Origin of the sequence: Desulfitibacter alkalitolerans DSM 16504 (assembly GCF_000620305.1) — a bacterium.
GTDB classification, from domain to species: domain Bacteria; phylum Bacillota; class DSM-16504; order Desulfitibacterales; family Desulfitibacteraceae; genus Desulfitibacter; species Desulfitibacter alkalitolerans.
On record NZ_KK211105.1, the window covers coordinates 205056 to 226610 of the forward strand.

Genomic DNA, 21555 nt, shown 5'->3' on the forward strand with positions numbered 1-21555 from the left:
AGAAGATGAAACTAACAAAAGAAATCTTAGACTCTGTAAGACATATAGAAGGCTTTCCTATTGGTAAGGATGAGGACATTATAGAGCTTTCAGATCCACCTCACTATACAGCATGTCCTAACCCTTTCATAAATGACTTTATAGAAAAGCATGGTACACCATATAATGAAGAAGAGGATTATTATGAAGTAGAACCTTACTCAGCTGATGTTTCAGAAGGGAAACAAAATCCCATTTATAATGCACATTCATATCATACAAAAATTCCACATAAGGCGATCATGAGGTTTATTCTTCACTATACTAATCCCGAAGATATTGTATTTGATGGTTTTTGTGGCACAGGGATGACAGGAGTTGGGGCACAAATGTGTAGCAACCCTGACAAAGATTTTAAGATGCAAATAGAAAATGAGATGCCAAAAGTAAAGTGGGGACCAAGAAAATCAATATTAAATGATCTTTCACCTGCTGCAACCTTTATTTCATATAACTATAATAGTCCCGTTCAGATAAAAGAATATAAAAAACTATTAAGCGAGATTATTGTTGATATAGAGAAAAAATTTGGATGGATGTACGAAACGCATCACACACTAGGCGAGGAAACACAATACGACAATAAAGGTAATATAATTAAGGGCAAAATAAGCTATATAGTATGGTCCGATGTTTTTATCTGCTCCAGTTGCAGTGAGGAAGTGGTTTTTTGGGATGTTGCAGTTAATAAAGAAAGCGGCAAAGTTTTGGAAAGCTTTAAATGTAGCAATTGTAGTGCAACTCTAACAAAAAAAACGGTTGAAAAAGGTATAGAAAACGCACATGACTATTCTTTGAAAAGGAATATAAAAGCTGTGAAGACTGTGCCCGTAATGATTAGCTATAATGTAGGAAAAATGAAGTATTATAAGAGGCCTGATGCTAACGACTTTGATGTATTAAGAAAAATTGATTCTATAAACATACCATTTTGGTATCCTATTGATTCAATGATGTTGATTGGAGAGAGATGGGGAGATAGTTGGAGAGCAGGGTATCACTTTGGGATGACTAATGTACATCATTTCTTTAGGAAGAGGACCCTTATAATATTAGCTAATTTTTATAATGAAGCTAAGAAGTTATCCATAGGTAATAAGTTATTATACGTCCTCACTGGTTCATTGCAAGGGCTAAGTAAACAACAACGTTACCGACTGTTTTCTTCTTTTCCCAATATGATTCTTAGCGGCACCTTATACATAGGATCATTACAGCGAGAATGGAATGCTACAGACTGGATGCTGGGTAAAATCAGAGGAATAGTCAATTCTAAAACAAATCATATGAGTGATGACAATTACATTGTAACCTCACAATCCACGTCTAATATGAGTAACATGAAAAGCAACTCCATTGACTACATATTTACAGATCCTCCATTTGGGGATAACTTAATGTACTCAGAGTTGAATTTTATCTGGGAGTCATGGCTTAAAGTATTCACAAATAATAAATCTGAAGCAATTATCAATAAGACGCAAGGAAAAAACTTATATGAATACCAGGCTCTTATGGAAAGATGCTTCAGTGAATATTACAGAGTACTAAAACCAGGTCGCTGGATGACAATAGTATTTCATAATTCAAGTAGTGGTGTCTGGAATGCAATACAAGAAGCTATCTTAAAAGCTGGCTTTGTAATTGCAAATGTAAGAATACTTGATAAGCAGCAAGGAAGCTTCAAACAAGTTACAACAACTTCAGCAGTTAAGCAGGATTTAGTCATATCTGCTTATAAACCCAAAGAATCCTTCGTCGAAAAGTTTTTAATGGAAGCTGGCACTGAAGAAGGGGCCTGGGCATTTGTTAGAGAACACCTTAAAAAGCTTCCTGTTGTCATTGAAAATAACGGTGTGCTTGATATTATTTCCGAAAGACAAAACTATCTGCTTTATGATGCTATGCTGGCTTTTCATATTCAAAAAGGTGCCTCTATACCAATGGGCGCAGCTGACTTTTATAAAGGTTTAAAGCAGCGTTTTTCTGAAAGAGATGGAATGTATTTTTTACCTGAACAGGTAAACAGATATGATGAAAAAAGGATTAGGATGGATATAGCCGGGCAGCTTTCTCTATACGTATTCGATGAGAAGACTACCATTCAATGGCTGTATAAGGAACTGGAAACACCTCAGACATATCAGGACATCCAACCCAAGTTTTTAAGAGAGCTTCATCAAATAAAACATGAAAAACTTCCTGAATTAAAAGATATACTCACAGAAAACTTTTTACAAAATGAGAAAGGTCAGTGGTATGCGCCAGACCTGAACAAGAGATCCGATCTTGAAAAATTAAGAGAAAAGAATTTACTCAAAGAATTTGAAGAGTATAGAATCGGCAAGGGTAAGCTGAAAATCTTTAGAACAGAAGCCGTCAGGACTGGATTTAAGAAGTGTTGGAGAGATAAAGATTATAAAACTATTGTAGCTGTTGGCAACAGACTTCCTGCCAATGTAATCCAAGAGGATAGTTCTTTATTAATGTATTATGACAATGCCTCCACAAGAATAGGTGATTAATTTGTACCAAACTGGCCAATGGGTTTTTGATAAAGACAACAACCGAAAAGTAAAGATACTTGATGTGAATGAATTATGGGACTACCGAACATTCCATGTGTATGAACCAATCCATAAATCTACTTATTATATATCGGAAGACTCCATTGGGGAGAGTATTGGCCATTATGACAATCTATTTTACTTAAAATACCTCCTTCTTGCAGCAAAAATAAAAAACGAACTGGCTGGGGGTATATTGTCTTCAGTTGGGGACAATATCATACCCCTGCCTCATCAAATTTATGCTTTAAACAGAGCCTTGGCAAATAATGAGGTTCGTTATCTAATTGCAGACGAGGTTGGTTTAGGAAAGACGATTGAAGCCGGATTAATTATCAAAGAGTTAAAAACAAGAGGATTAATACGCAAGGTATTGATCGTAGCACCCAAAGGTTTAATAACCCAGTGGCATCACGAGATGAAGACCAAGTTTAACGAAGATTTTAAGGTGCTGCTTCCAGAAGACTATGATACCATAAAAAGACTCTATGGAAACCTTAATCCATGGGACAATTTTGCACAGGTGATATGTTCAATGGATTCTATCAAGCCTCTTGAAAAGAGGCTTGGCTGGGATGCAGATAAAATTGCTGCCTATAACAAGGATAGAATAGAATCTCTGCTCAAAGTTGACTGGGACATGATTATCATTGATGAGGCCCATAGGGTAGGGGGAAGCAGTAGTGATGTGGCAAGATACAAAATGGCCAGAGCCTTAGCTGAAGTCAGCCCTTATTTATTGCTGTTAACAGCCACACCTCACCAGGGAAAGACAGAGCCTTTTTTACGGCTGATAAGACTTCTTGATAAAGATGCGTTTCCTGGTGAACAAGCAATTGTTCGGAGTCAAGTTGCCCCATATGTTATAAGAACAGAAAAAAGAGAAGCAGTCGATGCTGAAGGTAACAAGCTTTTTAAAAACCGTAAAATAAATACGTTAAACATTGGCTGGGAACTAAGACATGATTTACAAAAGCAGCTCTATGAGGAAGTCACCCAATATGTGGCAACAGGTTATGACAAGGCAAGAAAGGAAAAGAAGTACTACCTAGGCTTTCTAATGATACTCATGCAGCGTTTGGTCAGCAGCAGCACCAGGGCTATTAGAGAGTATTTAGACAGAAGATGGAGCATTCTTGAAGCACAAGAGGCGGAACTAACTGGATATAATGAGGATGATTTCTATGATAATGAAGCTGAAGAAGCCATTGAAGAGTTGATTAAGGCAAAGTCGCTAAATATAAAAAAAGAAAAGATGGAAATACAGGATCTACTAGCCATAGCACGCTTAGCAGAAAACCAGTATCTTGATGCCAAGGCAGAAAGCTTGCTTGACACCATATTTAAAATAAATATAGATGAGCAAAAGTTTAAACTGCTGATCTTCACCGAGTTTATAGCCACACAAAATTACCTTAAAGATGTATTAGAACAGAAAGGCTTTAATGTAACCACATTAAATGGTTCTATGAATTTAGAAGAAAGAAGTGTGGTTTTAAAAGATTTTAAAGAAAAGGCTCAGATCCTTGTATCTACTGATGCCGGAGGAGAAGGCCTTAACCTCCAATTTTGCAATACAGTAGTCAACTATGACCTGCCATGGAACCCAATGAAGATAGAGCAGCGTATAGGTAGAATTGATAGAATTGGCCAGACAGAAGATGTTCAAGTGTTTAATTATATGCTCAAAGATACTGTTGAGTATCGTGTCAAAGAAGTCTTAGAGCAAAAACTGGCCACTATCCTAGAACAATTTGGTGTAGATAAAATGGGAGACATTCTTGATACAACTCAATCTGAAGTTGATTTCACTAGTGTCTATATGGAGAGCATTAATAATCCAAAAGGAATAAATCTCTATACTGGCAACTTAGAAAAAGAGATTAAAGAAAAGACAGAAAAGATTACTGAAGTTAAGGATTTATTAATGGATGAAAAGGTATTAGACAAAAGTTTGGCAGCAAAAATAAATAAACTTCCCATTGACCACTGGATAAGGTCAATGTATCAAAACTATCATCTGTCACTGGGTAGAGAAGTTGGGCTGTTTGAAATAGCGGAGTTAGATTTCAACAACAGTAGTGTTCAAGAGATGTTAAATAGAAATGAAAGCTGGATATATACAAATACAATTCCCGTATTAAGAATTGATGGACTAAACTATGATAATGGCTGCTGGTCTCTCTGGGAAATCGGTATAAATGAAAATGAAAAGGAAAGAAGATATTTTCCAATATTTCTAAACGAGAATTTGGTTTTTAGAGGACCTTCCTCTAAAATCTTATGGGATGCACTAATAAATGACCAGAGTAAAATCGAGGCGCTGTTACCAAGGCCTTTTAGTGAAGACCAGTTTAAAATTGTTTTAGACAAGGCTAAAGACGTTGCATATGGCCATTTTCAGGAGATTAAATCTAGCTATGAAAACAAATTGGACAAACAGAGGGGAAAACATGAATTAGCCTTTAAGCTCCGCAAGGAAGCAATTGACAGGATCGGACTTAGCCATGTTAAGAACTTCAGGAAGAAACAACTGGAGCAGGAAGAACTGGTTTGGAAAGAAGAGCTGGCAAAGAAAGAAAGGATTATTCCAATCCTAAAGCCAATCTACATTGTTTATTTGGAGAGGTAAAGATGTTAATGGAATTATTAAGCAGGCTTCCTTTAAAGGACTGCGATAGAATACTAGTCTATGATATAGATAATCTCTTTCAAGATGAGATGATTATTCAGGAGGTAATGGATAATGGTTTTGACATTATCCATTATGAAGACCCTGAAGTCTTTCGTTATTCTTATGAGAAAGATATCAAAAACCATGAAAACATGAGTAAATACATGGTCTTAGTAAAGAGTGAGATTTATGTTCCCTACGATATACTAGAACAGTTCTATCATGAAAGGGTTTCCCTGAGAGATATTTTTCCAAAACTAAGTTACACAGTAGTAAAAGAAATTTATGTAGACTGCATAGATCGTCTCTACAAAGTGTATCAAAGTTATAGCGGTCAAGAACTTGGTGATAATGGTACCAGGGACTATGTCCTAAAATCTGTTTATGGTATCTATGTTGAATTAATTGAAGACTTTATGACACTAGTAAAGCAGCTTACATCTATCTACTATCAAGGGCTGTCCATACCTCATGTTATTGGTAAGCATCTTATAGAAGAATTAGAGGAAGACCACAGAATTAGAGAATATCCATTACACAAATTAATAGATGGACCGCATAGCTTTTTCCAGTTTGTTCAAAGTCAATGGAATCTATATGTGGAGAGCATTAAAAATCCTGTTTGTAAAGAGAAGTTAGTAATTGATTTTGAAAGTCATGAAATAAGAGTATATATGGATAATTTGTTCCAGGAGGATTATTTATACCCAGTAAAAGTTAATGAAGCCTATGATGTCCCTGTGTGGATGGAAGCTGGTGTTCAATATGACACAGCCCAGGGACTAAGGAATACCATGCAGGATAAGCTGCTGATTACCGAGAGTAAGCTTCACAGAGCCCAAAGTTACAAGGATTGGTTTGTCATTAGCCAATTATGGAGTGACATTCTAGTTTTATTCCATGATCATAACCTGGATTATTATTTTGCAGCAGATTTCAGTAAACTGAAGAAAAAGCTGGTATCTGGATTTAAAGAATGGATGGCGGCAAATTATAACAAGCTTCACTCTCTGTCCTACATAAAGACCCCTGTAGTAGTAAATAAAATTCCCTGGCATCTAGAAAGTCAGATTAGGCGAAAAGGCCTTAACAAAATTGCGTTAATTGTAATGGACGGCATGTCCTTGGATGACTGGAAGGTTATGAAGTCTACAATGGCAGATGGATTAAGTTTTAATGAAAATTTAACCTTTGCCTGGGTACCAACAGTGACTTCTTTTTCTAGACAGGCCATTTTTTCAGGGGAAATTCCAGCTCACTTTGAAGATACTGTATTTTCAACAAACTACGATGAGAAGCATTGGAAAAAGTTTTGGATTGAAAAGGGGTACAGGGATAATAGTATTGCATATATAAGAAACATTAGAACACTAAAGGAGGACGGATTAACTAACCTAGTAGAAAACGACAGGTTGAAAATACTTGCAGTTGTCATTAATGCCGTGGATAATATCCTGCATAATGCACAGCTTTCCACAAAGGAAACATACAACAGCATAAAGTTTTGGGCTCAAACAGTTGGTTTTGAAGGCCTGCTAAAAAAGCTGCTGGATAAAGATTATGAGGTTTTCATTGCCTCTGATCATGGTAATATTGAAAGCACGGGAATTGGTACTCCCAAGGAAGGTTTAGCCGTAGATACCGCAGGCCAAAGGGTAAGGGTGTATGACTATGCCTTTAACAGTGATAAAATTATGAAGGACTACGATACATATCTATGGAAGGGAATGGGCCTGCCAAAAAAGTATCACTATTTCCTATGTAGTGAAAGCTTTTCATTCACAAAAAAAGAAGAGAAGATAATGTCCCATGGTGGTATATCAATTGAGGAAGTAATTGTACCGTTTATTCACATCAGAAAGGAAGATTAGCTTGCTAAAAAGGGTAGGATTTGATAGACAGATAAAAAGAGAATGGCTGGATAAAACAGTAGAACTATTGATAAACAAAGAAGATTCTAAGGACATCAAAAATATTTTGGACGGAATAGTTAAAGAAGATATAGCCAGTAATGATAATCGTAGAAAAGCCATAAGCATATTAATGCACAGCTGGATTAACGTAGAGACAGACCACATAGCCATAAGGAGTAAAGCATTAAAGCTCTGGGAAACGGGCAACAGCACTGAACGATTAGCTATCCATTGGTGCATGCTTTCACTGGCATATCCCCTCTTTTTTAATATTAGTGAAATTATAGGAAAACTGATTAACCTGCAGGATGAGTTTTCTTTAAATATGGTACGAAGAAGGGTCTATGATGTATGGGGAGAAAGAAGCACCTTGGACTATGCTATTAACCGTGTAGTATGGTCTATGAAAGACTGGGGAACTATTGGGCAAAATGGAAAGGTTGGCGAATACAAAAAGATTGAAAGAATTGTTATTGAAGATAAGGAAGTTCAGCTTTTGCTGCTGGAAGCCTATTTTATAGCATCGCAAAGGAGTAATATTCCATGTGCTGAATTAGAAATGATTAATGCCTTATTCCCTTTTAAAACAGATATTACTATAAATGACTTACAGTCAAATCATCGCTTTAAAATAAACAACATGGGGAATAATTTGGTAGTTAGTTTATAACTTTAACTTTTGGGAACTATCTGTTTGCTTCTATGTAATACTAAGTGCCTTGGGGGAGTTTGTTATGGACGAAAAGCTTTTTCAACAACTAATTGAAGTAAATTATCTTACTACAGAAAATGCTTGGCGCTATCGGTCTATTCTGCGGTTTTTTTATGAACAACATGAAAGGTTGCGCCATTATTTATTCCCTGAGGAAGTCTATGTGCATTTAAAGAAAAATCCGTATTTTCATAAATATACTATGGAACAGCTCCAGCAGGATTTAAATCAACTGGTCGAGTGGAAAAATCTGATTCCTCGTCAGGACATGGGACGAGTTACTACAATTGAAGAGTTTAAGAGGAAAAAGTTTCGTTACCAGTGCACCCCTTACACAGTTGAGATTGAAAGAATGGTTGTTTCCCTTGAGGACAAAGGTGATGCGTTTGGAGGATCCTTGGAAAAGACCCTTTTTGATCGCCTGCTTAACTCGTTAATGAAAATTACTTCAAAAGAGGCAGTCAAGGATTTGCCTTTGGAAAACCTATTTAGTTTATGGGAAGAGATGTATGACAATTTTCGCAAGTTAGCAGAAAATGCTACAGATTATTTAGCACATTTAGAAAGTGAAAAAGTAGAAGAAATAATGATGACAGAAGCCTTTTTGGTATATAAAGACTCTGTTGCCAATTATCTGCGCAATTTCATGACTTCTTTACAGAGAACAGCTTTTCGAATAGAATCCTTGATTGCAGAAACCCAACAGGATTCTATTAAAGAAGTGGCACAAAAGTTGGCCGAATATTATCTAAGCATACCTCGTTTAGAGGAAAAGGTAAGCAAAGAGATTCTGGTAGAGAAGTATCTAAACCAGTGGCAGAGTATATCAGCATGGTTTATGACCCAAGAAAGGCAGGAAAGTGACATGGCTTATTTACAGAAAGCCACTAATGAGACTATTCGGCGCATGACCCGTTTCGCCCAACGATTAGGAGAAAAACACCATAATTTTAAAAGCAGGCGTAAGGACTACCTTCACCTGGCAAATTGGTTTTACCGATGTAATACCATAAAAGAAGCTCACCTACTATCCTCTTATGTATTTGGATCTTTTCACACCCGACATTTGTATGCTGATGTCAAGAAAACTGAAGACATATATGCAGAAGTCTGGGACGAGCCACCTATCAAAGTGACCCTTAAACCACGCATCCGGAACTATAGAGAAAAGACACGAACAGGCGCAATTATTAGTCGTAAAAAGGAAAAGGAAGAAACAATGGAAGTATTTATGCAAGAAAGGGAGGCAGAGCAAAGGTTAATTGACCAAGTGGTCAATAACGATAAGATAGATTTAAAGAATATTACTTCTAAAGATCCTTATATACGTAAAACACTACTGAATTGGATCGGAAAGTGCATGGGAAGTAAGGATATGATGGCTAAAACAGAAAATGGCCGCACAATTAAACTGGTACAGGTAAGTTGTAAAGAAGTCACTCTAGAATGGAATGATGGGGTTATTAAAATACCAGATTTTCAGATAGAATTTCTATAGGTTTGAACCTATAAAGTTGGTGAGTTAATGAAGCAGGAAAATAGACGACAAGAATTTGATGAAACTGCCAAGGAGGCATCTCAGTATCTGTTGGAACAGTTTTGGATTCTGAGAGATGAACAACCAGAAATATATCAGATGGTACGTGAAAGAGAGCATGCTCTTCGAGCCTATTTTATGGACAAATTAGGTCTTCATTTAATTGTTCATAGATATTTTGCTAAACTGGAGAAGATTCCAGCTGAACCTGAGGTATGGATGGGTATTGATGCTTTTAAGGAAGTAAAAGACTACAGCATACTATGCTGTCTCTTGGCTTTTCTAGAAGGTAAAAATGTTGATGAGCAATTCCTTTTATCTGATTTATGTGAAGAACTCCAAAGCCTATTTCCTGGGGAAGAAGGTCTTGATTGGACTCATTATGAACATCGGAAGTCATTGGTTAGGGTGTTACAACTGGCTGCAGATTTGGGTGTAGTAAAGCTTGTAGATGGTGATATTTCTGGATTCAGTTATGCCGAAACTTATGAGGTTTTATATGAGGTCCCTGTGGTTAGTCGTTATTTTATGCGATCTTATCCAAAGGACTTACATAGGCTAAATAGCAAAGAAGAGTTATTTAAATCAGAATGGGATGGAAACGACGAAAATTCTGGTGTAAGTAGACGACATAGGGTCTACCGCCAGCTTTTTCTTTCCCCTGTTATGTATTCTGCGGGCTCAAATGACCAGGACTTTATTTATTTGCGAAACTTTCGTAATCGTATTTTGGAAGACCTTGAAAAACATACTGATTTCCAATTTGAGCTCTATCGTAATACGGCATTATTATCTATGCCAGAGAGAAAGGCTAGATTGACACTTTTCCCTGAGAATAAAGCAATAGCAGATATTGCTCTACAGTTTGGGGGGTATGTTAGGGAGCGCCAGCAAATAGATGAAATACCACTCCAATATGATGGATCCTTTTATATAATGCCAGCAGATTATGAAAAATGGATAGTAGTTTTAAAAGAACGTTTTGGAAAAGGGTGGAGTAAGCAGTATAGAGAGGCTTTGATATCAGAAATAGCTAAAGATCTTTTAGAATACATGGTTAGCTGGAAAATGGCGTCTAAGGATAAAGAGACCAAGGTTATTTCTTTACACCCATTACTGGTGCGTATTGTAGGAGTTTATCCTGAGGACTTTGATGAGGCAGGTGCTTGCAATGGTTAATAACGAAATGAGATGGCAGCTGAACAGAGCTGGACTTGTAAACTTTTGGTATTACGATGAGGAGGATTTCTATTTTTCCGATGGAAAGCTGCTTCTTAGGGGCAGCAACGGTTCTGGTAAATCTGTCACAATGCAGAGTCTCATTCCTGTTCTATTAGATGGTCGTAAAGCACCTGATAGGTTAGATCCCTTCGGTTCCAGATCCAGAAAAATGGAGGATTATCTGTTAGGTGAGAAAGATGTTGTAAATAGAGACGAACGGACTGGTTACCTATATTTAGAATACAAGCGCAAGGGGCTTGAGCAGTTTATTACAACAGGTATAGGATTACGAGCTAAGCGCCACAGCCCTATGGATTTCTGGGGTTTTATTATACAGGATAACAGAAGAATTGGCCATCAGCTGCAGCTTTACAATATTGAATATAGTGGGGAAGATGGCAAGGAAGTAAAAGTTCCATTATCTCGTCAGGAATTAGAAAACCGAATAGGCCAGGGAGGACGATTAGTTCGCGGACAAGGGGAATACATGGAACTAGTTAACAAATACATATTTGGTTTTGAATCAATTGAGGCTTATGAGGAACTAATCAAGCTTTTGATTCAATTGAGGAGCCCCAAACTTTCTAAGGACTTTAGGCCTACAGTAATTTATGATATCCTAAATGAATCTTTGCCCGCCCTTTCTGATGAAGAACTTAGACCTTTGTCCGATACCATAGAGAATATGGATCAGACAAAGCAGCAGTTGGACCAGCTTCAAAGAGACCAACAGTCATTAAAAAGATTGTGCCGCCAGTATGATAAATATAACCAGGTTGTGCTTGCTGAAAAGGCTGACGGCTTTATTAAGACAGATAGAGATTTGCGTAAAATTCAGAAGGAAAAAGAAAAACTCGCTACAGAACTATCTGAGCACGAACGTCAACATGAAAAATGTGACAATAAACTAAAAGAACTTGATATAGAAAAGCAAGCATTAGAAGCAGAAGCCAATGCTCTGAACAAGCATGCTGTCTTTGATGCTGAAAAAGAACGAATTAGTTTGGAAGAAGTTATTTCACAGATGGAAGAACAACGGCAGCAGAAAGATAATACCCTTACACATAAGCTATCCAAGGAAACTGAGCTGCGAAAAAGAATCGACAAGGAAGAAGAAAGCACTGCTGGTTTTGAAAAGGAAATAAATGACATTCTCATAGATCTAGAACATGAAGGGGAGGAAGCAAAATTTCAGGAACATGAAACGGCAGCTACTGAGTTTAAGGAGAACTACAAACAAGAATTTTACTTTGAACTTTGGAAAAAGGAAAGCAAGGAGTATCTTAGGAAGCTAGAGACTGTCTTGAAAGTTCTTCAGGAAGAGACTAGGGCGATGAATAGGTACCAGGATACAGACAGAGAAGTTGGGGAAGCCCAAAAAGAGTTAGATAGGCTGCGACAGGAAGAAAAGAAATGGTATAACTATTTCGAAGAAGAAAGAGAAAAGCTCCTAGCAAACATTCACCAATGGTTAAAGGCAAATAAGGAACTTATAATGACTGATGAGGAAATTTTAAAACTCATTCGAGCCTTTACTAATCTGTATGAAGAATACTCTTTTGAAGAAGCACGGAGTCCTATGTTTCAAGCCAAACAGCGCAGTTTAAACAGTATTGAGAAGGAAAAAATTGAGCTAAGTCATAAGATCGGAGAGAAAGAAAAGGAAAAAGGCAGAATTGAAAATGAAATAAGTGAATGGAAAAACAAGAAAGATCCAGAGCCAGAACGTCATTTGGATACTATGAAATATAGGATTCAGCTTGAAGAAGCAAAAGTTCCTTATCTACCGTTTTTTGCAGCTGTGGAATTTAAGGCGGATGTTCCCTTGGAAATTAGAGAACGTCTTGAAGGTGCTATTGCCTGTATGGGATTATTAGATACATTAATTATACCTGAAAAATACACCAAGAGACTAGTTGAACATGATAAGGTTTTCAAACCAAAACCCCATATACTTGCTCATACTTTGGCAGACTACCTATATCCCACTCCTATGGAGGGTGATAACAGAGTAACAGCTGAAGATATTGACGGTGTACTTAGGAGCATTTTAGTAGGGGAAGCACAAGGTGAAGCAACTGCTGCAGCATTGGATAAAAATGGTCACTATTGTATATCTTTGCTAAAGGGACATGCACCACGAGAGGAACAGGCAATTTACATTGGTAAGGAAGCAAGACTTCGTTATCGAAGGCAGGTTATAGCTCGTTTGACAGATGAGCTAGCAATGGTGATGAGAGAGCTTGATGCTTTAGGCATAAATCAAAATGTTTTAAAAGTTCGAGAAATGAAGCTGGAGGATGAATATTCATCCTTTCCAATGGATACGGATACCAGATATGCATTTAATACATATCTGGACTTAAAGCGGAATGTAAAAAATCAAATTGGTGTAGTAGAGAAAGTGAATGAAAAGCTAAAGCAGGATTTAGATAAGCTTAATGAAATTAAGGAAATATTACGTAATTTGGTCATTGGCATGCCCTTGTCACCGAAGGAAGAAGTATATGTAGATGCGTTGGAACATATGAAAGAATACTTATCCTATCTCCAAAGCCTTGAGATTTCCTATCAAAAATATTTAAATGGTGTCAAACTTTTAGCCCAGTCTAGAGAAAATCTGAATGGTATAGAATTGGATGTTGATGAGCTTAAAGGTGAGCTTAATATTCTGCAAGGTAAATTAGAGATTAATAATAGGCAGCTTGGAGAAGTATTTAAAAAGCTCCAGGAGCTAGGTGCAGAAGAGATTAGAGAAGAAATCAACAGGGTGGAAAAGCGACTTAAGGAAATACCCAAAGAAATGATTGAAATGACAGAAAAAAAGACCAATGCTTACAATGCAATCGGAACTCTTAATAAAGATATAGGGGATAAAGACCATAGAATTCAAATAATAAAAGAACTACATCAGATTTGGGAAAAGGTGTTTTTAGAAGAAGTAAGTTTAAATCTAATAAAAGATAAGAATCTTCTTTTCACCGAGAAGGAGGACAATCCTTTAAAATATGCCGGCAGATTATTACAAAAAGTTGGCCATTTACTGCAGGAATCAGATAGAGAAAAGGTTTCCGATAGCTTGCATAAAACTTTTCATCAAGAACATGGAATTTTGGTGGAATATCGTCCATCCCAGGATGTGATTTGTGAATTAAAGATTAATACTGACGAGCTTTCATGGCAAACAGATGATGATACCATACAACTGAAGTTTAAGCAGCTTGCTCAGACGTCACGTCGATTTCAACTGATGTTAGAATATGCTGGGAAAAGGGTAAGCCCATACTTTGTACTTGAAGAAATGAATAATGATATAGAGCTGCAAGAGACTATCCTTAGCAAAAAGGATCGGGAACTCTATGAAGAGATTATTTTGCACAGTGTTGGTAGGATAATTCGTTCACGCATCTACAGGGCAGAAAAATGGGTTAGTCAGATTGATGATCTAATGGCAATAAGAGATACATCAAACGGCTTAACCTTTTCACTGAAATGGAAGCCAAGAACGGCAGAAAGAGAAGAAGAATTGGATACCTTAGAACTGGTTGAAATCCTAAGGAGAGATTCTCGGCTTCTTGGGGGGAATGATATTGACCGGGTCACCAGGCATTTTCGTTCGCAGATTGAGAGAGCCAAAGAGTCTATGATTGAGAAGGGGTTTGGTGAAACGTTACACCAGGTCATAAAAGAGATGTTGGATTATAGACGTTGGTTTTCCTTTACCCTCTACTATAAGAAAGCAGGGGAGACAAAGAAAGAACTTACAAATCATGTTTTTTTCACCTTTAGTGGTGGTGAAAAGGCTATGGCAATGTATATACCACTTTTTTCAGCTGCTTATTCCCGTTACTTGGAGGCTAAAGATGATGCCCCATTTATTATCTCCTTAGATGAAGCTTTTGCAGGAGTGGATGAGCAGAATATTCGGGATATGTTTGACTTGGCAGAGAGTCTCGGCTTTAACTATATTATTAACTCTCAATCACTTTGGGGCGATTATGATACAGTACCTGCCTTATCAATTAATGAACTTGTTCGACCTCAAAATGCCCCTTATGTCACAGTAATTAGATACTATTGGAATGGCAAAGTTAGGCGAATATTGAGACCGCAAGAGGAATTACCTACAGATTAGTCTTGTATAAGATGTTGTGGAGGTCATTATGAGTAAATTACTTATGGAAGCGGTAATGTTTTTTCGCAGTGAAGAGGGCTTTAAAAGGCTTATGGATAGTTTTGTTAAGAATTATATTAGTTTAGGTAGAATTGGAGGAACTGTCAAGCTCACTAAAACAAGCATGGAGGAGAGAGAAGCTTTATCAGGGATTATGGGAAAAGACTATAGTAATCAGGAAGATATTTCTATTTCTCTGGCTGATTTTCAAAAAGCCTTGAATAATACAAAGTTTGCCAACCTGGACTTAAAAGACCTTCTTATCGCTTTTACAGGTGGTAATTTGCTAACACGTATGCAGAAAGAAGAGAAATATGGCCAGGAAAAAGAATCTTTTTTCGCTGAATTAAAACAAATTCACAAAGGTAATAATAGCAGACTAATTTTAGATTACATACAAAGCAAAGGTTCCAGCACCAGGGGAGTTCACCAGATTTATGATAAGGACCATTCATTTCTAAAAGCTCTGCTTGACACGGTTTTAAATGCGGTGGAAGAATTGCCGGAGGGATACGAAAGATTACCTGTCTTTGCAAGCCGAATAACAAAGGATCCCCATGCTTTTGACCTGAGTTCAGATAGGGGACGTTTACTTGTTCTAGCTTTACAAATTATATTATCAAACAGAGAAAAATCATATAGAATTATTTCTACTCCCAGTGCAGAACAGGTGACGGAGATTTTGGGTAATTTTAATATTATTCGGGATGATCTCCTTAATTTTGTAACCTGTGCAGGTCTTTTGGGGCATAAAGATGGATTGGTTATTCCTATGTGGCAGGAGGCTATAAAGGATAAAATTGTATTAAACGTTCCATTAAGAGAAATAGTCAGGATTGCCTCCTTTGTTCCAGTCACTTATGGAAACTGTGCTGCTATTCGTAGTGAGCAGACTGGAACCAGTAGTGAGAAAGCAGTATTTATTGTTGAAAACTCTGGTGTTTTTTCTGAAATTGTTGATTGGTTTATTGATAAAAATGGAAATCTACCGCCCATAATATGCACACATGGGCAATTTAAGTTAGCAGCTCTATTGTTAATGGATAAGCTAGTTAAAAACGGAATCGACCTTTATTATTCAGGTGACTTTGACCCAGAAGGGCTGCAAATGGCCCAGCGACTTATAGAGAGATATCCCACAGCTCTAAAACTATGGCGCTATACAGTTGACGATTATGAACGCTGTCTTTCTGATATCGCGCTAACGCAATCACGGGTGAATAAATTAAAAGCTATTAATTCACCTAATTTAATTAGTTTAAAAGAAAGAATGGTAGCAAACTGCAGAGCAGGCTACCAGGAACATTTACTTCCATTATTAATAAGCGATTTGGACTGCTTCAAAGTGTAAACAGATTAATGGGTAATACGAATGGAGGGAGAAAGATGGACAAAGAATTTCATTATTATATAACTTATTTAGTAGCATTAAGAGCTGGTTTTAGTTCAACGAATTCATATTTGTTAGCCTACTCAAGTCAGTATGTAGATGACAATGACATTATTTTTGAGATTAACATTGGGTCCCCTAATTACTACAGTAATTATATTAGTCAAACAATCAATATTCTCAAACCAAAAAACAGACTGTTCAGAATTTATCCTCTTTTTCACTTTATACCTGGAGAACCTTTGGAAGACAATGCTAGACGAAAGGACGGTAAACTTCATACACTAAATACGACTCCTGATAGCAATAACGCTAGAAAAATTCTGGAACTAGCATTCAATAGTAGAAATATTTATAGAATTGGTATAGCCAGCCATGCTTTTGTAGATACATGGGCCCATCAAAATTTTACAGGATATTATGATGAATTTAATGCAATGAAGAATTTACTACAAAAACCACTTCCTAGAATCGGACATGCTGGTGCTGGACATAAACCAGACCGACCCGCCATTACCTGGGAGGACTGCAGACTAGTTAATTCTTTAGAAATAAGAAATAACAAGGATCTCTTTTTAAAAGCTGCTGGACGTTTATTCGAAGAACTCCGTTTATATGTCAAACCAGAATGCCGAAAAGATTTGATAACTGAAGACAGAGATGAATTAGTTAGAGATATTAGTGAAGCAATTGGGGAAGCAGATCAAATAAATAAATATAGAGATGCTAGAATTGAGAGATACAAAAAGATTGCTTTAAGTAATGAGTATGGAAGGATAAAATTAAAAGAATATGATCCGGATGATTGGATGGATGAGGCAGTAAACGAGAATATCAAAGGGTTCCGAATGAGGGGGAAAAAGGCAGTTTTTAGATTTATTAAGAGTTCGATTTCTAATACAATTACTTCATTTAAGGATGTATACTCCTGGAAAAAACCTGGCAAGTATGAGGAAACAAACTGGTACAAATTTCAAGAGGCTGTTAAGGCTCATCAAAAAGAAGCTGAAGCGCTTTTGTTTATGTCAACCTTTAATAAATTGGAGTTAAAAAACTGGTAGATCTTATATATACTCAAACTAGCGTACTCACAAGCTGTTACATTTATAGTGTTATTTATAGCTGGTAGAGTAACATTTATTAAAATTTATCAAGAATATATTCCAATTAGAACATGTGTTTGATATACTTAAACAAACAATCGTTCGTAGTATTATCAAATGTATCAATTAGTAATAGAATTATACTAATATTATTGCTATGTCTTTTGAAGAATAAATCAATGTTCACGGTTAACTTAATTTGCCTCAAGCTATTTGGTTAAGCTGTTTACCTGAATATTAGGTAGGTGTTTCGATATGCCAAAAGAAGTAACTAGGAATATAAAAAAAGAAATCGAACGAGAATTATGGGCTCGTGCAGCAGGACGTTGTCAGTTTGAAGGATGCAATCGTCTGCTTTATAAGTCACCAATAACGCAAGAAAGAGTCAATATTTCTGAAAAGGCTCACATTTATTCTGTTTCGGAGGATGGCCCGCGTGGTTGGGGTCCGTTTAAAACTAATATAAACGGATTAAATAATATAGACAACCTCATGTTAATGTGTCACGACTGTCATAAAACTATTGATCAAGATAAAGAAGGAGCCAAATACTCGAGTTCTCTACTACAAGAATGGAAACAGAATCACGAGCTAAGGGTTGTAGCTGTAACTGGGATTTCCTCCAATAAAAAGTCTTATGTTGTTTTCTATGGAAGTAATATAAGCGAGCAAAAATCTTCCATCGATAAATATGAGGCTTTCAGTGCAATGTTTCCCAATCGATACCCCGCAGATGAACGGCCAATAATTCTTTCAATGTCATGCTCTCACCAAGATAATTCTCCTGATTTCTGGCATACAGAAACTCACCATCTTAAGACAATATTCTCAATACATATTAAACAGAGAATAGAGGAACTAGATACTGTACATTTTTCGGTTTTTGCTTTAGCACCAATGCCATTATTAATTCAAATGGGAGCTCTATTTACAGATAAAGTTGAGGTTGATGTGTATCAACCAATAAGAGAACCAAAAACATGGCAATGGCAGGAATACCCTGAAGGATTTGAGTTTATTATTAAGGAACCAGCCACATATAGCCATCAACCTGCATTAGTAATTTCCATAAGCGATAGAATTAAACATGATCGAGTTTTTAGCGTATTAGGTAATAATGTATCAATTTGGGAACTGACAGTTGACCACACTTTTATTGGTAATGACACGATTAGAGCACAAGCTCAACTGTCAATGATGAGAAATGCAATAAGAATGACTGGAATATTAGCAGTCCTGAAGGTTATGCCAAATGGTTAGAGTATCAGATGAATATGAAACAAAATAAAACTATTGAAATGAAAGAAACTGGCTCATGGAGAAATTGGTATTATTAATGATTACAGTGAATTATTTGCACTTAACACTCCAGAGCAGGTTATTGATGCAATAAATTTATTAGGAATGAAAAAACGACTTGCAAACAAAAAACTATGTCCTTGTGGTTGTAAAAAGCGACTAGGTGCATGTTCATTTCGGCATATAGTAAATAGTTTCAGAAAAATGGCTCCGAGACAGTGGTTCAAATATCATGTCGATAATCTTGGAAGCGGAATGTAGTATTTCTAATTTGACTTCATGATATCATATGTGATACTATATTTACAAGGAGGTGACCTTGTGGTGGGAGTGGAAAGTATAATAGACAAGATGAAAAGGCAGCCTAACGGGATAAAATACAATGAAGCTGCTAGAGTTTTAAAGGAATATGGTTATCAATTAGTTAGAAAAAAATCCTTTAAAAGCTGTCTATATAAAAGATATTCTTAGAAGAATAGAAAAGTAGGAACTCCCATCCTAGAAACAATGGACAAAAAAGACATTAAGTACTTTATGAGTTTACCGTATAATTATATAATACAACCAATTACTGATGAAAGTGGAAGTTATTATTACGGAAGGGTGTTAGAGCTAGATGGTTGCCATAGTACAGGAGAAACGTTTAATGAAGCTTACGAAAATCTACTAGAAGCAATGGAGGGTTGGCTAGAGGTAAAATTACAGTATAATGATCCAATACCTGAGCCTGTGGTTGATGATGGATATAGCGGAAAGTTTGTTGTTAGACTACCTAAAAGCCTCCATAAAAAGTTGGCCATTGAAGCAGAAAAGGAAGGAATATCTCTGAACCAATATGCAATGTATAAGTTAAGCAAGTAATAAGACTTTGCTGCTGCAAGAGGTGCATTATGACTAATGCAATTGTGGGAAAAAGCGACCACTTAATTGAATACCTTGATGAAGCTTTTGCCAAGGCAGATAAAATAAGAATTATTGTTTCATTTTTTATGGAATCTGGAACTAAGCTTATTACTCCACTTTTAAAAGATGCATTAAATCGAGGGGCAGAAGTGCAGATTATAACCGGAACATACATGTCCATAACAGAGCCGTCAGCTATATACTATTTGTTCGATAAGTTAGGCGACAATCTGAACATTAGATTCTATAGTGACAGATTCCTTTAAAAGAGTTAGACCTTATGCACCTCTAGGCTATTTTAGTGGTACAGTCAAAGAGATTAATACAGATATCTGCTTTGCAACTGTTCAAACACTATCTAGATATGAGAGTTTGATGGCATCTGGGCATGCGCAACGCTGCTGCATCTGCCTCGAAACCATATCAATAACGTTATTTCAAAGCTTATTAAGGCGCTCAAGATAAATGGCATCATTTATGCTTCCTTTAAGCATGGAAGTAAAGAAGAGTTTAGAAACGGCAGGGTTTTTAACTACTATAATGAAGGCACAATTAGTGAAGTGTTTAATAAACATGAGGAATTGGAATTAATAAAAATTTGGGTGACGGAGGATGTTAGACCTGGAAGAAGCACAACAATGGCTGAATGTTTTAGTGAAAAGAGTTTCTTAAGAATAAATATTTATAGGGGCAAATTATATAAGAAGAAGGTGCAATAATGTTAATAGTTAGAAATACAGAAAATCTAGCAGGTGTTAGTATAAGTGGTGATTTCTATGATTTAGATAAATTAGTGGAGGCACTATATACTATAACTATTGATGAGTTTTCAGAAAAGCATACAAAGCATATTAGGATTTCAACTCGGGTATTAGGGCTTTGCTATGATGTCAGACACGCTTTGCAGGGTGATAGAGAGGTAGAGCTATTAGATAATGAAATGGACGAAGACAAAATGAAGTTCCACTCAATCATTACCCCTAAAAAGAACGTTTATTACAAGTGTAATTACCTTTACCCTGAGATGTTTTTTGTGATGCTTGCCTTAAATGAGCTTGTTAAAATTAGGTATAAGGAGCTATCAAAATCAAAAAGTTATTTTACTGATGCATTTGATAAGAATGTTATCTGGGACGACACTATAGCAACGATTAGAGGATTTCAAGGAGAGGTAATGAAGTGTGTTAAAGAAATACTTTCTGAGAATGCATTTGCAAGATGGTTAAAGCTTATGAACAGTGACTATATTTATATCCAGAATATTGCAGGGCAATATATTGACTTGTTAAATATCAAATATATTGCCATGGATAGGGAAAAAAGACTAAAGAACTTTAATAAGATTGCCAAAAGAATTGTAGAGTTTAGCAGCGATACTGACCATAATGAAATAAAGAAGGTTGTGGTAGAGGCAGCTAAAGAATATGGCACCTGTGAGGGAAATATACGTATACAGGGTGTTGAATACCCAGATGATGTTACTTGGTAACATAGTGACCTGAAATTTAGAATCATAAAGACCTGACACCTCTTGCTGGAAAGAGGATAATTATGATGTAAAAATTTTAAAGGAAGCGTGCAATAATGTAGGTAGACAAATGAAGAAAGGCGTTAGGTCAGAACTGTAGAAGTTCTCTGGTATTTTTATAAGAAGCAATATAACTGGTATAATATTACATTATGATAAGGTAACAAATAAGATGCTGAAAGAAATGCATTTAAAATGAAAAAGTTAGGTAAAGCTGTTTGCAATTCAAGCCCTATAATAGGCTTGGCGATATTAGATTCTGTCTATTTATTATGGGAGGTGTTTGATGAAGTTTATGTAACAGAAGCTGTGTATAAAGAGGTTGTTAGTCGTGGGAGAAATTATACTGGTTCCAATGAACTGAGCAAGGCTGTTAAAGATGGAAATATTAAAATCTATTCTGTTAAAGATACAGTTCTTGTTAACCGTTTTACAGGAAAGCTACATAAAATTAAATAATATCTTGGATAAGACTAACGAACGCTGCGAGGAAGA

Annotated in this window: 15 protein-coding genes; all 15 read left to right on the plus strand. The window is 36.4% G+C overall.

Features of this window, described 5'->3' with window-relative positions; translation table 11 throughout:
- Positions 1-5 precede the first annotated feature (5 nt).
- The 15 genes from K364_RS0120630 to K364_RS25090 all read left to right on the plus strand — a co-directional run bounded on the left by K364_RS0120630 (position 6) and on the right by K364_RS25090 (position 21519).
- Entirely contained in the window at positions 6-2564 is a 2559-nt protein-coding gene (locus tag K364_RS0120630; protein WP_028309575.1) for a DNA methyltransferase, read from the plus strand.
- Between the two features lies 1 nt (position 2565).
- A complete protein-coding gene (locus tag K364_RS0120635; protein ID WP_028309576.1) occupies positions 2566-5238 on the plus strand; it encodes a DEAD/DEAH box helicase in 2673 nt (890 codons plus the stop codon).
- Positions 5160-7151, plus strand: coding sequence for a BREX-3 system phosphatase PglZ (gene pglZ, locus K364_RS0120640; protein ID WP_156946541.1), 1992 nt, complete (start codon positions 5160-5162; stop codon positions 7149-7151). Before K364_RS0120635 ends, pglZ begins: the two co-directional genes overlap by 79 nt.
- A 1-nt stretch (position 7152) precedes the next feature.
- On the plus strand, positions 7153-7863 hold the full coding sequence (locus K364_RS0120645) for a hypothetical protein (RefSeq protein WP_035270489.1): 711 nt from the start codon (positions 7153-7155) through the stop codon (positions 7861-7863).
- A 64-nt stretch (positions 7864-7927) separates the two neighbouring features.
- Positions 7928-9403, plus strand: a complete 1476-nt coding sequence (locus tag K364_RS0120650; protein WP_028309579.1) for a TIGR02677 family protein — start codon at positions 7928-7930, stop codon at positions 9401-9403.
- Between the two features lie 27 nt (positions 9404-9430).
- Positions 9431-10621: a TIGR02678 family protein gene (locus tag K364_RS0120655; protein WP_028309580.1), complete on the plus strand. Its 1191-nt coding sequence runs from the start codon at positions 9431-9433 to the stop codon at positions 10619-10621.
- On the plus strand, positions 10614-14798 hold the full coding sequence (locus K364_RS0120660) for a TIGR02680 family protein (RefSeq protein ID WP_028309581.1): 4185 nt from the start codon (positions 10614-10616) through the stop codon (positions 14796-14798). The genes K364_RS0120655 and K364_RS0120660 overlap by 8 nt, the downstream gene beginning before the upstream one ends.
- A gap of 28 nt (positions 14799-14826) precedes the next feature.
- Positions 14827-16188, plus strand: a complete 1362-nt coding sequence (locus K364_RS0120665) for a TIGR02679 family protein (protein WP_028309582.1) — start codon at positions 14827-14829, stop codon at positions 16186-16188.
- Positions 16189-16223: 35 nt separating this feature from the next.
- Positions 16224-17288 carry a DUF6765 family protein gene (locus tag K364_RS25080; protein WP_051534280.1) on the plus strand — a complete coding sequence of 355 codons (1065 nt, stop codon included), beginning with the start codon at positions 16224-16226 and terminating at the stop codon, positions 17286-17288.
- Between the two features lie 297 nt (positions 17289-17585).
- Positions 17586-18590, plus strand: a complete 1005-nt coding sequence (locus K364_RS25085) for an HNH endonuclease (protein WP_051534281.1) — start codon at positions 17586-17588, stop codon at positions 18588-18590.
- A 360-nt stretch (positions 18591-18950) separates the two neighbouring features.
- The gene (locus K364_RS26470; protein WP_169734774.1) at positions 18951-19100 is read left to right on the plus strand and encodes a hypothetical protein; all 150 of its coding nucleotides are present in this window, start codon (positions 18951-18953) and stop codon (positions 19098-19100) included.
- Positions 19101-19163: 63 nt separating this feature from the next.
- Positions 19164-19490: a type II toxin-antitoxin system HicB family antitoxin gene (locus tag K364_RS0120685; RefSeq protein WP_242841761.1), complete on the plus strand. Its 327-nt coding sequence runs from the start codon at positions 19164-19166 to the stop codon at positions 19488-19490.
- A 29-nt stretch (positions 19491-19519) separates the two neighbouring features.
- Positions 19520-19798 (plus strand): phospholipase D-like domain-containing protein, encoded by a 279-nt coding sequence (locus tag K364_RS0120690; RefSeq protein ID WP_028309584.1) that lies wholly within the window; start codon positions 19520-19522, stop codon positions 19796-19798.
- Positions 19799-20250: 452 nt separating this feature from the next.
- Positions 20251-21021, plus strand: a complete 771-nt coding sequence (locus K364_RS0120700; RefSeq protein WP_028309585.1) for a DUF6904 family protein — start codon at positions 20251-20253, stop codon at positions 21019-21021.
- 234 nt (positions 21022-21255) lie between these two features.
- On the plus strand, positions 21256-21519 hold the full coding sequence (locus K364_RS25090) for a PIN domain-containing protein (protein WP_035270582.1): 264 nt from the start codon (positions 21256-21258) through the stop codon (positions 21517-21519).
- Positions 21520-21555: the final 36 nt, after the last annotated feature.